Source organism: Devosia salina (assembly GCF_019504385.1).
GTDB lineage: Bacteria > Pseudomonadota > Alphaproteobacteria > Rhizobiales > Devosiaceae > Devosia > Devosia salina.
The window spans coordinates 4,093,117-4,105,458 of the sequence record NZ_CP080590.1 but is presented as its reverse complement, the minus strand read 5'-3'; the positions used below and the strand labels follow the sequence as shown (position 1 = coordinate 4,105,458).

Annotated in this window: 17 protein-coding genes; 5 read left to right on the top strand and 12 right to left on the bottom strand. The window is 64.4% G+C overall.

The window, feature by feature from the left end:
- Window positions 1–11 precede the first annotated feature (11 nt).
- Window positions 12–896, top strand: coding sequence for a methylated-DNA--[protein]-cysteine S-methyltransferase (locus tag K1X15_RS20175; RefSeq protein WP_220305317.1), 885 nt, complete (start codon window positions 12–14; stop codon window positions 894–896).
- Window positions 897–1,126: 230 nt separating this feature from the next.
- Here the strand turns inward: K1X15_RS20175 and K1X15_RS20170 are convergent, their stop codons facing one another.
- On the bottom strand, window positions 1,127–1,741 hold the full coding sequence (locus tag K1X15_RS20170; protein ID WP_220305316.1) for a 2,3-bisphosphoglycerate-dependent phosphoglycerate mutase: 615 nt from the start codon (window positions 1,739–1,741) through the stop codon (window positions 1,127–1,129).
- 55 nt (window positions 1,742–1,796) lie between these two features.
- Window positions 1,797–2,609 (bottom strand): 4-hydroxy-tetrahydrodipicolinate reductase, encoded by an 813-nt coding sequence (gene dapB / locus K1X15_RS20165; RefSeq protein ID WP_220305315.1) that lies wholly within the window; start codon window positions 2,607–2,609, stop codon window positions 1,797–1,799.
- Window positions 2,610–2,785: 176 nt separating this feature from the next.
- Here dapB and K1X15_RS20160 point away from each other — a divergent pair, with 176 nt between their 5' ends.
- Window positions 2,786–3,136, top strand: coding sequence for a VOC family protein (locus K1X15_RS20160; protein WP_220305314.1), 351 nt, complete (start codon window positions 2,786–2,788; stop codon window positions 3,134–3,136).
- Here the strand turns inward: K1X15_RS20160 and coaA are convergent.
- The 8 genes from coaA to hisB form a co-directional block, all read right to left on the bottom strand.
- Window positions 3,133–4,083, bottom strand: a complete 951-nt coding sequence (coaA, locus tag K1X15_RS20155; RefSeq protein WP_220305313.1) for a type I pantothenate kinase — start codon at window positions 4,081–4,083, stop codon at window positions 3,133–3,135. The two genes, K1X15_RS20160 and coaA, sit on opposite strands and share 4 nt — an antisense overlap.
- The gene (locus tag K1X15_RS20150) at window positions 4,083–4,400 is read right to left on the bottom strand and encodes a phosphoribosyl-ATP diphosphatase (protein WP_220305312.1); all 318 of its coding nucleotides are present in this window, start codon (window positions 4,398–4,400) and stop codon (window positions 4,083–4,085) included. Before K1X15_RS20150 ends, coaA begins: the two co-directional genes overlap by 1 nt.
- Window positions 4,401–4,459: 59 nt before the next feature.
- Window positions 4,460–5,269, bottom strand: coding sequence for an imidazole glycerol phosphate synthase subunit HisF (gene hisF, locus K1X15_RS20145; RefSeq protein ID WP_220305311.1), 810 nt, complete (start codon window positions 5,267–5,269; stop codon window positions 4,460–4,462).
- Window positions 5,270–5,363: 94 nt separating this feature from the next.
- On the bottom strand, window positions 5,364–5,684 hold the full coding sequence (locus tag K1X15_RS20140; RefSeq protein ID WP_220305310.1) for a hypothetical protein: 321 nt from the start codon (window positions 5,682–5,684) through the stop codon (window positions 5,364–5,366).
- A 313-nt stretch (window positions 5,685–5,997) separates the two neighbouring features.
- A complete protein-coding gene (hisA, locus tag K1X15_RS20135; RefSeq protein WP_220305309.1) occupies window positions 5,998–6,726 on the bottom strand; it encodes a 1-(5-phosphoribosyl)-5-[(5-phosphoribosylamino)methylideneamino]imidazole-4-carboxamide isomerase in 729 nt (242 codons plus the stop codon).
- Complete coding sequence (hisH, locus tag K1X15_RS20130) at window positions 6,723–7,376, bottom strand: imidazole glycerol phosphate synthase subunit HisH (protein WP_220305308.1); 654 nt, start codon at window positions 7,374–7,376, stop codon at window positions 6,723–6,725. The genes hisA and hisH overlap by 4 nt, the downstream gene beginning before the upstream one ends.
- Complete coding sequence (locus K1X15_RS20125) at window positions 7,373–7,729, bottom strand: DUF2628 domain-containing protein (protein WP_220305307.1); 357 nt, start codon at window positions 7,727–7,729, stop codon at window positions 7,373–7,375. Before K1X15_RS20125 ends, hisH begins: the two co-directional genes overlap by 4 nt.
- Window positions 7,730–7,931: 202 nt before the next feature.
- Window positions 7,932–8,519: an imidazoleglycerol-phosphate dehydratase HisB gene (gene hisB, locus K1X15_RS20120; RefSeq protein WP_220305306.1), complete on the bottom strand. Its 588-nt coding sequence runs from the start codon at window positions 8,517–8,519 to the stop codon at window positions 7,932–7,934.
- Between the two features lie 323 nt (window positions 8,520–8,842).
- On the opposite strand from hisB, the gene hslV reads away from it, so the two are divergent.
- From hslV to hslU, 3 genes are read left to right on the top strand one after another with little or no spacing between them, the layout of a single operon-like run.
- Window positions 8,843–9,403: an ATP-dependent protease subunit HslV gene (hslV, locus tag K1X15_RS20115; protein ID WP_220305305.1), complete on the top strand. Its 561-nt coding sequence runs from the start codon at window positions 8,843–8,845 to the stop codon at window positions 9,401–9,403.
- Complete coding sequence (locus K1X15_RS20110; RefSeq protein WP_220305304.1) at window positions 9,400–9,921, top strand: GNAT family N-acetyltransferase; 522 nt, start codon at window positions 9,400–9,402, stop codon at window positions 9,919–9,921. The genes hslV and K1X15_RS20110 overlap by 4 nt, the downstream gene beginning before the upstream one ends.
- Window positions 9,918–11,228, top strand: a complete 1,311-nt coding sequence (hslU, locus tag K1X15_RS20105; RefSeq protein WP_220305303.1) for an ATP-dependent protease ATPase subunit HslU — start codon at window positions 9,918–9,920, stop codon at window positions 11,226–11,228. Before K1X15_RS20110 ends, hslU begins: the two co-directional genes overlap by 4 nt.
- 153 nt (window positions 11,229–11,381) lie before the next feature.
- Here the strand turns inward: hslU and K1X15_RS20100 are convergent, their stop codons facing one another.
- Window positions 11,382–11,750: a helix-turn-helix domain-containing protein gene (locus K1X15_RS20100; RefSeq protein WP_220305302.1), complete on the bottom strand. Its 369-nt coding sequence runs from the start codon at window positions 11,748–11,750 to the stop codon at window positions 11,382–11,384.
- A complete protein-coding gene (locus K1X15_RS20095) occupies window positions 11,747–12,328 on the bottom strand; it encodes a Smr/MutS family protein (protein ID WP_220305301.1) in 582 nt (193 codons plus the stop codon). Before K1X15_RS20095 ends, K1X15_RS20100 begins: the two co-directional genes overlap by 4 nt.
- Window positions 12,329–12,342: the final 14 nt, after the last annotated feature.

The following is a 12,342-nucleotide window of genomic DNA, read 5'->3' as shown; positions in this document are numbered from 1 at the left end:
CGGATCAGTTGATGAAAGAACCGGACATGAACCAGCACGCAAGTCTTGCGCCGGAGAGCGACTACGACACCATCCGCGCCGCCATCCGCTATCTCAGCGAAACCGGCCCCGATGCCACCGATCTCAAGCGGTTTGCGCGCGCCCTGGGCCTGACCGAGCGGCAATTGACCGACCTGTTCCGTCGCTGGTGCGGGCTCAGCCCCAAGAGCTTTGCCCAGGCCGTTGCGCTCGATCATGCCAAGAGCCTGCTGCGCGAACGGGCGAGCGTGCTCGACACCACCTATGAGGTGGGGCTCTCCTCGACCTCGCGGCTGCATGATCTCTTCGTCACCTATGAGGCGATGCCGCCCGGCGTGTTCCGGGCCGGCGGCGCGGGGATCGACATGGTGTGGGGCGTGGCCCCGTCGCCCTTCGGCCTGGCGGTGGTGACCGCCACCGAATACGGCATTTCCGGCCTCGGCTTCGCCGACGCGGAGATGAGCGTGGAGGATGCTTTTGCCGACCTCGCCAATCGCTGGCCCAATGCCCGCTTCACCCGCGACGACGCCCGCATCGCGCCCCTGGTGGCGCCGGTCTTCGAGCCGGGCCGCTGGTCGTCAGAACATCCGGTGCGGGTGGTGCTGATCGGCACCGATTTCGAGGTGAAGGTCTGGGAGACCCTGCTCAAGATCCCCTGCGGCCAGGCCACCACCTATTCCAGCGTGGCCGAGCGGATCGGGCGGCCCAGTGCCAGCCGCGCCGTGGGGGCCGCCGTGGGCAAGAACCCGATCAGCTTCGTGGTGCCCTGCCATCGGGTGGTGGGCAGCTCGGGCGCGCTCACCGGCTACCACTGGGGCGTACCGCGCAAGCGGGCAATCCTGGGCTGGGAGGCCGGGGTGGTGTCGGCCGCGCATTAGCCATTCGAGCGTAGCTCTCCTGACCTTCTCCCCTAAATTCGCTCCACTGGAGCGAATTTGCCTTTGGCACGGCTCCGAAGCTCCACGTGAATCAAAAGGCCCCCTCACCCGGGCCTGCGGCCCCATCTCTCCCCCAGAGGGAGAGGTGGGTGCCTGCCAATGTCGCGGAGCGACACCTCTCCCTTGGGGGAGAGGTCGACGCGAAGCGGCGGGTGAGGGGGCCTTTTCGACTAAAGCGTCACGCGCTCCACGAGCTTGCCGTCGGGGCCGATCTTGTAGGTGGTCGGCTCGCCAGTGCCGATCTCGCGGGCGAGAATCTCGTCCGGCGTCAGGCCCTCGATGGCCATGACCAGGGCGCGCAGCGAATTGCCATGTGCGGCCACCAGCACGGTCTTGCCGGCCTTGAGCTGGGGCAGGATTTCGCTTTCGTAATAGGGCAGGGTACGCGCCGCGGTGTCCTTGAGGCTTTCGCCGCCCGGCGGGGGCACGTCATAGGAGCGGCGCCAGATATGGACCTGTTCCTCGCCCCACTTTTCGCGCGCGTCGTCCTTGTTGAGGCCGGCCAGGTCACCATAGTCGCGCTCATTGAGCGCGATGTTGCGGGTGATGGTGACATTGTCGATGCCCATCTCCTCGAGCATCAGGTCCAGCGTGTGCTGGGCGCGGCGCAGCGCCGAGGTGTAATAGAGGTCCGGCACGATGCCGGCGGCCTTGAGTGCCTTGCCGGTGGCGCGCGCTTCCTCGATGCCCTTTTCGGTCAGGTCCGGATTGCGCCAGCCGGTGAACAGGTTCTTGAGGTTCCATTCGCTCTGGCCATGACGCACCAGGATCAGCGTACCGCTCATATTTGCTTCCTTGGATCGAGTTTGCGGTCGGGTGTGATGCCGACCCGAGAAAAGTTCAGTCGTTGAGGCCGAGCACGTCGGCCATGGAATAAAGCCCCGGCTTCTGCCCGGTAGCCCAGAGGGCAGCCCGCAGCGCGCCATTGGCATAGATGGTGCGGTCCTGCGCCCGGTGATTGAGCTCAATGCGTTCCGAGGGCCCGGCCAGGATCACCATATGATCGCCGATGACATTGCCGCCGCGCAGCGTGGCAAAGCCGATCGTGCCGGCCTCGCGCGGGCCGGTATGGCCATCGCGCACCCGCACCGAATGGTCCTTCAGGCTGATATTGCGGCCGCGTGCCGCCGCCTCGCCCAGCATCAGCGCCGTACCCGAAGGGGCGTCCACCTTCTTGTTGTGGTGCATTTCGAGCACCTCGACATCATAGTCGGGCAGCGCCCTTGCGGCCCGCTCGACCAGAACCGACAGCGCCACCATGCCGGGCGAGAAATTGCCCGACTTGACGATGCGCGCACCCGCAGCGCCGGCCGCTGCGATCGCAGTGTCATCGGCGTCCGAGCAGCCGGTGGTGCCGATGATATGGACAAGCCCCCTTTCGGCGGCCAGCTTCGCCAGCGCCACGCTGGCTGCGGGGGCGGTGAAATCGATGATCGCGTCGGCCTTGTCGAGCAGTGCCGCGGCATCATCGCTGACCGGCACGCCCAGCGCCTCGATACCAGCCAGGGTGCCTGCATCCTTGCCGATCGCGGTCGCGCCGGGGCGGTCGATCGCGCCCACCAGCACGACGCCGTCATGCGCCGCGACAGCCGCGATATTGGCCGCCCCCATGCGTCCGCCCGCGCCGGCCACGATGATGCGCAATTCCGTCATGACGCAAACTCCCTCACACTGCTCCCGCCTATAGCAGCGCCACGGCGCGCCGCCAACCGGGATGCCCGGATGGGCGGACTGTGCTACGATTCGCAATCGTGCATCGGGCCGGAGCGGGCGACGCCGTGGCCGGAAGGTGCGCAGGACAAGACCGCAAGACCAAGACGGACCCGTTCATGACCCTCACCAATGTGCTGGCCGGTATCGCCGTGGAGGACCTCGGCCATTCCCTCGTCTGGTACGAATATCTGTTCGGGCGACCCGCCGATGCGCGCACCATGGTCGATGTGGCCGAATGGAAGCTTCCGGGCGGTGGCTGGGTCCATGTGATGAGCGACGAGGACCGCGCCGGGGCCAGCGTGGTCATGCTGATCGTCGACGATATCGCCGAGGAACTGGCGCGGCTCGAACTGCATGGCATCAAGCCGGTGGCCAAGGCGATCGGCGATTTCTTCAAGACCGCCAAGCTGCGTGACCCGGACGGAAACCTGATTATCCTCAGCCAGCCGCAGCAGGGGACCTACTAGAGCCTTTTCAGCCTGACCTGTTCCACCCGGTGGTCCTTGCCCTTCTTGAGGACGAGATCGGCGCGGCCGCGGGTGGGCAGCACGTTTTCGAGCAGGTTGGGCAGGTTGATCGTCTCCCACACATTGCGCCCGAAAATGCCGGCCTCCTCCTCGCTCATTTCCGAGAACTTGCGGAAGAACGAGGTCGGGTCGCGGAAGGCGGTTTCGCGCAGGCGGAAGAAGCGCGTGAGATACCAGTCGCGCAGGTCCTCGACATCGGCGTCGATATAGATCGAGAAATCGATGAAATCGGACGCGAACAGGATCGGCTTGCCGTCGCGCGGCAATTCCCCCGGCTGGAGAATATTGAGCCCCTCGACGATGAGGATGTCGGGCTTGTCGATAATGACCTCCTCGCCCGGCACCACGTCATAGACCAGGTGTGAATAGACCGGCACGGCCACCTTGCCCTTGCCCGATTTGATGTCACCCAGGAAATTGACGAAACGGGCGCGGTCATAGCTTTCCGGAAAGCCCTTGCGCTGCATCAGCCCGCGCTCCTCGAGCACCCGGTTGGGGTGGAGAAAGCCATCGGTGGTGACGAGGTCGACCTTGGGGCTCGAAGGCCAGCGCGAGAGCAGCGCGCGCAGGATGCGCGAGGTGGTCGACTTGCCCACCGCGACCGATCCCGCCACGCCGATGATGAAGGGCACCTTGTCGCCCGGCGTATGGAGAAAGCGCGACGAGACGTGGTGCAGGCCCTGGATCGCCTCGACATAGTAGGAGAGCAGGCGCGACAGCGGCAGATAGACTTCCTCGGCCTCGGCCAGCGAGATCGGATCATTGAGGGAGCGCAGCCGATCGATATCCTCGGCCGTCAGCGTCATCGGCTGGCCGTTCCTGAGGTCGCCCCATTGCTGCTTGGTGAAGGTGCGATAGGGGTCGAGGGCGGTGCTGCGCTTGGTCATTATGGCTGGGTCCCCCGCGCCGCCTTTTCGGCCAGGCCCGACTGGGCCGTCCGCGCGTCGAGTTCGGCCATCACCTCGGAAAGCGGCACACCGGCCGCCTTGAGCACGACCAGCAGGTGGTAGAGGAGATCGGCGCTTTCCTTGACCAGCTCGGCGCGATCATGGGTCACGGCGGCGATCACCGCTTCGGTGGCTTCCTCGCCCAGCTTCTGGGCCGCCTTGTTGATGCCCCGGGCGATCAGCTTTGCGGTGTAGCTTTCTTCGGGCGAGGCAGCGGCGCGCTGGGCGATGCGCGCTTCGAGTTCTTCAAGGGTCATTCAGGCTGGTCTCCTCATTGCGGACCATTGGCGGAAAGCCGTTCCGCCTGCAATAGAACTTAAGCCGCCCTTCCGGCGCCCGTGTCCATCCGCATGGCAATCCCGTGCTCGGCCATATAGCGCTTGGCCTGGGGAATGGTGAAGGTGCCGAAGTGGAAGATGGAGGCGGCCAGAACGGCGCTGGCGTGACCCTCTTTCACCCCATCGACCAGGTGCTGCAGCGTGCCGACACCGCCCGAGGCGATCACCGGCACTTCGACGCTATCGGCAATGGTGCGCGTCAATTCGAGGTCGAAGCCGGATTTGGTGCCGTCGCGATCCATCGAGGTCACCAGCAATTCGCCAGCGCCCAGATCGACCATGCGCGCGGCAAATTCGACGGCGTCGATGCCGGTCGGCTTGCGGCCGCCATGGGTATGGATTTCCCATTCGGTGCGATTGTCGCCACCGACCTTTTGACCGAGCCGCTGCTTGGCATCGACCGAGACCACGATGCATTGATTGCCGAACTTGTCGGCAGCACGGGCGATGAAATCAGGGTCGTTCACGGCCGCAGAGTTGATCGCCACCTTGTCGGCACCGGCCAACAACAGCTTACGGATATCCTCGATTGTCCGGACACCACCGCCCACGGTCACCGGCATGAAGCAATGTTCGGCGGTGCGCGCCACCACGTCGAAAATGGTGTCGCGGCCCTCATGGCTGGCGGTGATGTCGAGAAAGGTCAGCTCGTCCGCGCCAGCCGCGTCATAGGCCATGGCGGCCTCGACCGGATCGCCGGCATCGACGAGGTCGACAAAGTTGACGCCCTTGACGACGCGGCCACCGGCGACGTCGAGGCAGGGGATGATACGGGTCTTGAGGCTCACCGGCGGCTTCCTTCCTTGATTTGCGCGTCCTCGCTGCGCTGCGGGCGTCGCGGGCGGGCCACATCGAGACAGGGAATGATACGGGTCTTGAGACTCATGGTGTCGCCTTCTGCATCCGCCCCCAGGCGATGCGATGAATGATGAGGATGACCAGCCAGACGATCAGCGCGCCGCCGCCCAGGGGCAAGGTGGCCAGCGCGAACCAGCCCATCACGAACAGCATATAGAGCGTGTCGCCCCAATCCGCCCCGCCGATCATGCAGGGATTGACCGAACCCTCATTGAGCACGCAGCCATTGGCTTCGGCCAGGACGCCGCCGAGCAGGACCGAGAAGACCGGTGCCAGCGCGAAGAGCAGGATCAGGGCTAGCAGTAGCCAATAGACCCACCAGGGGAAGCGTGCTTTCGCTGTCATTGGCTCCGTCCGTGCTGCCACCACCAGACGGTCCAGTGCAGCACAAAAGTGGTCAACACTCCAACGAAGGCCCAACTAACAAATGGCATGATAGGCATCGTCACAGTTCCGAAGCCCCACAACAGCCGTGTTACATACCCCCACGGCCCTCCATTTAGCATACAGTCATCAAATTGACCGGGGATCATCTTGCATCCGTTGGCTTGCGCGATAGTCAAGGATGTCATTCCGAAAAGGCCAGGCAACCCAGGAAACACGAGCAAAAAGGGAAGAGCCAAGCCATAAAACCGGGACGGAAACTTGGCCGGAATCTTCACGCCGCCCTCAACATGGCCAGTGCTTCACGTGAATCAATGCGCCCGTCATAGAGCGCCCGCCCGGAAATGGCGCCTTCGAGCACCTGGTATTCGGGCCGCGTCATGCGTTCGATATCGTCCATGGAGGCGAGCCCGCCCGAGGCGATGACCGGAATTGACGTCGCTCGCGCCAGCTCCAGCGTCGAATCCCAGTTGATGCCGGCCAAGACGCCATCGCGGTCGATATCGGTATAAATGATGGCCGCAACCCCAGCGCCCTCGAAGCGCTTGGCCAGTTCGATCACAGAAAGCTCCGAGGTTTCCGCCCAGCCTTCAACCGCCACCATGCCGCCCTTGGCATCGGTGCCGACCGCCACCTGGCCCGGCCACTTTTTCGCGGCTTCCTTGACCAGTTCCGGGTCGCGCACCGCGACCGTGCCGAGAATGACCCGGGCCAGGCCCTTGTCGAGCCAGCTTTCGATATGGGCCAGGGTGCGGATGCCGCCGCCCAGCTGCACCGGGAAATTGACCGTCTTCAGGATGGCTTCGACCGCCGCGCCATTGACGCTTTCGCCGGCAAAGGCGCCGTTGAGATCGACGACGTGGAGGTATTCGAAACCCTGGTCCTCGAACGACTTTGCCTGCGCAGCCGGATCGTCATTGAAGACGGTGGCCTGCTCCATGTCGCCGAGCTTGAGGCGCACGCATTGGCCGTCCTTGAGATCGATGGCAGGGAAGAGGATCATGGCGTCCAACCCAAAAAGTTCTCGATCAGTTTCAGCCCCAGCGCCTGGCTCTTCTCCGGGTGAAACTGGGTGCCGAAGATATTGTCGCGGCCAACGCAGGCGGTCAGCGCCCCGCCATAATCGGTCGTGGCAATCGTGTGCGCCGGGTCGTCGGTCTTCAAATGATAGGAGTGGACGAAATAGGCGTGCAGGCCATTGGGGCCCGTCTCGATACCCTCGAGCAGCGCGTGGGGCCGGGTCACCGAAATGGTGTTCCAGCCCATATGCGGGATTTTCAATGCCGGGTCGGAGGGCGCGATCTTTTCCACGGCGCCGGGAATCCAACCCAGACCCTGCGTCACCACCTTTTCGCGGCCTTCGCTGGCCAGCAATTGCATGCCGACGCAAACGCCCAGGAACGGCACGCCGCCCTTGATGACGCGCTCGTCCAGCACCTCGATCATGCCGGACACGGCCTTGAGGCCGGCCATGCAATCGGCAAAGGCGCCGACACCAGGCAGCATGATGCGGTCGGCCGCGCGGACCATATCGGGGTCGGCGGTCACGGTGATGACGTCACCCAGCCCGCGTTCGGCGGCGACCCGCTCAAAAGCCTTGGCGGCGGAACGCAGATTGCCCGCGCCATAGTCGATAATGGCAACCGAACTCACGCCTTGCCCTCCATGGCGGCCAGCCGGGCCGCATCCGTATCGATGGCAAAGCGATGCCCGGCGGGCAGAAAACCGCGGCGGCGCCAGGCACGACGCTGCGCCCCCGGCGCGGCAAAACCGCAGGCCAGTGCCAGAAGGATATAGAGCCAGATGGCGGCATCGGCGCCGACATAGGCCTCGCCCAGAACGATGACCACCAGCCCCACAAGGAACAGCGCCAGCTGGTCCCACAGGCGATGCACCAATGCATGCACCGGTGGCAAGAGGGCCGCGAACCAGGAGAATTTTTCCGCCACGGCCTGGGGCAGGGCAGCGCTGCCGGGCTTGGGCGTCAGGATAGCGTAGAGGGTCAAGGGGGACACTCCAAGGTCTGGATGGGGTCCACTTAGTGGAAAATCGGCCAAGGGGGAAGGGCGGAGCGTACCGCCTCGTAGTTCGAGGCTTCGCTCCGCTCCGCACCTCACCATGAGGCTCCCGAATACCCATTGCTTGCGGAGCCCTCATCCTGAGGCGCCGCGAAGCGGCCTCGAAGGGCGAGGGCGCCCTCCACCAAACCTAGAGCGTGCCCTTGGTGCTCGGCACCCGGTCGGCCGCGCGTGGGTCGATCTCCACCGCCTCGCGCAGGGCGCGCGCCACGGCCTTGAACATGGACTCGGCCAGGTGATGGTTGTTGTCGAAATAGAAGTTTTCGATGTGGAGCGTGATCCCGGCATTGACGGCAAAGGCCTGGAAGAACTCGCGGAACAGTTCGGTGTCGATCTCGCCGATCTTGGCCTGGCTGAATTCGGCCTTGAACACGAGGAAGGCGCGGCCGGACACGTCCAGCGCCGCCCGCGTCAGCGTGCCGTCCATGGGCAGGTCGCAGCTGGCATAGCGGCGGATGCCCTTCTTGTCGCCCAGCGCCTCGCGGATCGCCTGTCCGAGCGCGATGCCGACATCTTCCACCGTGTGGTGGAAGTCGATGTGCAGGTCACCCTTGCAGCTCACATCCATGTCGATCAGCGAGTGGCGCGAAAGCTGGTCCAGCATGTGATCGAAGAAGCCCACGCCGGTCTGCATGGCATGCGCGCCGGTGCCATCGAGATTGATCGAGACGGAAATCTCGGTCTCGTTGGTCTTGCGAGCGATCTTTGCGGTGCGCATGGGCTTGGTCTCCGGCGTTCGGCGGCTCTGTAGCACTTATGCGCAAACGCATAAAGATTGCGTTGAAACCTAGCAGCCACCTGACGTCACCTTCGGGCTTGATGTGTGACTCCCTCCCCCTCGCGGGGAGGGTTGGGGTGGGGGGCCGGGGCGCTAGATGTCTGCCGAAACCGCCAGTCCGTTGCACACCCCCTCCCATCCTCCCCCGTCAAGGGGGAGGAGCTTGGCCGGCGGATGTCGAAGCTTTGCGCTTCGCCCTGGCAGAGTTGCAATCCGCGCTCGCCCTCCTAAATATCAGCCAACAGTTCGGAGTATCTTCCCCAATGAGCGACAACAATTTTCCCGGCTGGCACGGGACCACGATCGTTTCCGTGCGCAAGGGCAACAAGGTGGTGGTGGCTGGCGACGGCCAGGTCTCCATGGGCCAGACGATCATGAAGCATGGCGCCAAGAAGGTGCGGCGGCTGGCCAATGGCGCGGTGATCGGCGGCTTTGCCGGCTCCACCGCCGATGCCTTCACCCTGTTCGAGCGGCTCGAAGGCAAGCTCGAGCAATATCCCAACCAGCTGATGCGCGCCGCCGTCGAACTGGCCAAGGACTGGCGCACTGATCGGTATCTGCGCAAGCTCGAGGCCATGATGATCGTGGCCGACAAGACCGATACGCTGGTCCTGACCGGCAATGGCGACGTGCTGACCCCGGACCATGGCGTCATCGCCATCGGGTCGGGCGGCAATTACGCGCATTCGGCGGCGCTGGCCCTGCATCAGGCGACCGATCTTGATGCCGAGGACATTGCCCGCCGCGCCATGAGAATTGCCGAGGAAATCTGCGTCTACACCAATTCCAATGTGACGGTTGAAACCATCGAGCTGGACGCGTGAGCTTTTCCATCCGACGCCTTGGGCTCGACGATGCCCCGGCCTACCGCGCCATACGGCATGAAGCTCTGGCCAATCATCCCGAGGCCTTCGTCTCGTCGGCCGAGAGCTTTGCGCAGAAGTCCGATGCCGATATCCGCGAGACGCTCTCGGCGCTCACCGTGTTCGGCGCTATCCTGCCCGACGGATCGCTGGGTGGCATCAATGCCTTCCTCAGGCCGGAGGGTATCAAGGAGCGCCACCGCGGCTGGATGATCCAGGTCTATGTGCGACCCGAGCATCGTGGCTCCGGCATGGCGCAGGCCCTGGTCGAACATCTGGTGCACCATGCCAGCCAACATGTGCTGCAGGTCCATCTCGGCGTCTGGTCGGAAAATGTCCCGGCTATCAAGCTTTATGAGCGGCTCGGGTTTGAAACCTATGGCACCGAGCCCCGCTATCTCTTCGTGAACGGTCGATTTATCGACGAACACCTGATGGTGCGCTTTCTCGACAAGGCACCAGGAAAGTCAGAACAATGAGTGAAACCAATTTTTCCCCGCGCGAGATCGTCTCCGAGCTCGATCGCCATATCGTGGGCCAGGCCGATGCCAAGCGCGCCGTGGCCGTGGCCCTGCGCAATCGCTGGCGCCGGCAGCAGCTTTCGCCCGAATTGCGCCGCGAGGTCAGCCCCAAGAATATCCTGATGATCGGGCCGACCGGCGTCGGCAAGACCGAGATTTCGCGCCGCCTCGCCCGCCTGGCGCAGGCGCCCTTCGTCAAGGTGGAAGCCACCAAGTTCACCGAGGTGGGCTATGTCGGCCGCGATGTCGAGCAGATCGTGCGCGACCTGGTCGAGGCCGGCATCACGGTGCTGCGCGACAAGCGCCGCCGCGATGTCGAGGCGCAGGCGCATCACAATGCCGAGGAACGCGTGCTCGACGCCCTGGTCGGCACCTCGGCTACGCCCTCGACGCGCGAAAGCTTCCGCAGCAAGCTTCGGAACAATGAACTCGATGACAAGGACGTTGAGATCGAAATGCAGCCCTCGGCCGGCACTGGCGGCTTCGAAATCCCCGGCATGCCCAATGGCGGCATCGGCATGATCAATCTTTCCGACATGTTCAAGCAGGCCATGGGCGGGCGCGGGGTGAAGCGCAAGATCAAGGTCAAGGATGCCTATGAACCGCTGATCGCCGAGGAAGCCGACAAGCTGCTCGACCAGGACCAGCTCAAGGCCGAGGCCATCGAGCTGGTGGAGAATCACGGCATCGTCTTCATCGACGAGATCGACAAGGTCGCCGCCCGCGAAGGCGGCGTGCAGGGTGGTCCCTCGCGCGAAGGCGTGCAGCGCGATCTCTTGCCGCTCATCGAAGGCACGACGGTCGCCACCAAATATGGGCCGGTCAAGACCGACCATATCCTCTTCATCGCCTCGGGCGCCTTCCATGTCAGCAAGCCGTCCGACCTCCTGCCAGAACTGCAGGGCCGCCTGCCGATCCGCGTGGAGTTGAAAGCGCTGACGCGCGAGGATTTCATCGGCATTCTCTCGGACACAGAGGCGAGCCTGATCAAGCAATATGTGGCGCTGATGGGCACTGAAGGGGTCAATCTTTCGATCACCCAGGACGCCATCGAGGCGATCGCCGATGCGGCGGTGCTGGTCAATTCGACCGTCGAGAATATCGGCGCCCGCCGGCTACAGACGGTCATGGAACGTCTGGTCGAGGAGATTTCCTTCGACGCGCCCGACAAGGCGGGCCAGACCATCACCATCGATGCGGCCTTTGTGAAGGACAAGGTCGGCGTCCTCGCCGGCGACACGGATCTGAGCAAGTTCGTATTGTAGCTTCGGAGAGCTCGATGGGGCTCCTCCCCCTTGACGAGGGAGGATGGGTGGGGGTGCGCAACGCGCTGGTAGACAGAGATGGCACCGTGCTCGCCGATCCCCCACCCCAGCCCTCCCCGCAAGGGGGAGGAAGTAGCATCGCGCCAGCCTCAGCTACCGCTTCTTTCCCGCTCTTTTGACCAGTTCATCGCGCAGGAATTTGAGGTCCTCGGCTTCCAGCCGGGCGATGTCGTCGCGCAGCCGGTTGGCCAGTTCCGTCGCCTCGGGCGTGAGCCCGCCAGTATCGATGGTCACCTTGGGGTCGGAGATTTCGGCCAGGCGCTGCAGCTCCTCGGCCTCGTCCCAGATGACATTGAAAAAGGCGATGATCCGGTGGAGCAGGAATGAGGTCGGCTGGCCGCGTCGGCCATGTTCCAGCGCCGAGAGATAGGCGCTCGAGACATTGAGCGCCGCGGCCATTTCCTTCAGGGAAATACCGCGGGCCTCGCGCAGGCTCCGCAATTTGGCACCCAGCGGGGTCATTGCCGCCTTAGGCGCACATACCACGCCCCCTCGCCGCCATGGCCGCGCGCCGCCACGCTCCAGCCCGAAATCAGATGCGCCAGCCCCGGCTCTGAGAGCCAGATGGGCAACATTGTGCGCAAGATGCCCCGCTCGGTCATGGCCGCGATATAGTCATTGTCGGTCCGCGCGCCTTTGCCGGTGATGACCAGCACCGTGCGGTCCCCGCGCGCCGCGCAGGCGGCGATATAGCGGCGCAGCGCCTCGCGGGCCACCGCCTGGGTCATGCCATGCAGGTCGATCCTGCCATCGATGTCGATGCGGCCGCGCCGGACCTTTTTATGAATGGCGGGGTCAACGGCCCTCTCGGTCACCGTGACCGGAGCGGACGGTGCCTGATAGGGCGGCAGGAAGGGTTTTCCGGGCTTGAGCGGCCGTGGCGGGGTCTTGACCGCCGGCTCCGGCTCGGCTTCCGGCACGGGCAGGGTCCCGGTGCCGAGGCGCATCAGCCCCTTGCGGCGCAGCGGTTCGACCGTTGCGGCCACGCTGGTCCACAGGTGGAAGTCATGCGGCAGGCGCCTGGAGCCTCGCTTGGTCATGGAACGGCCCGCCG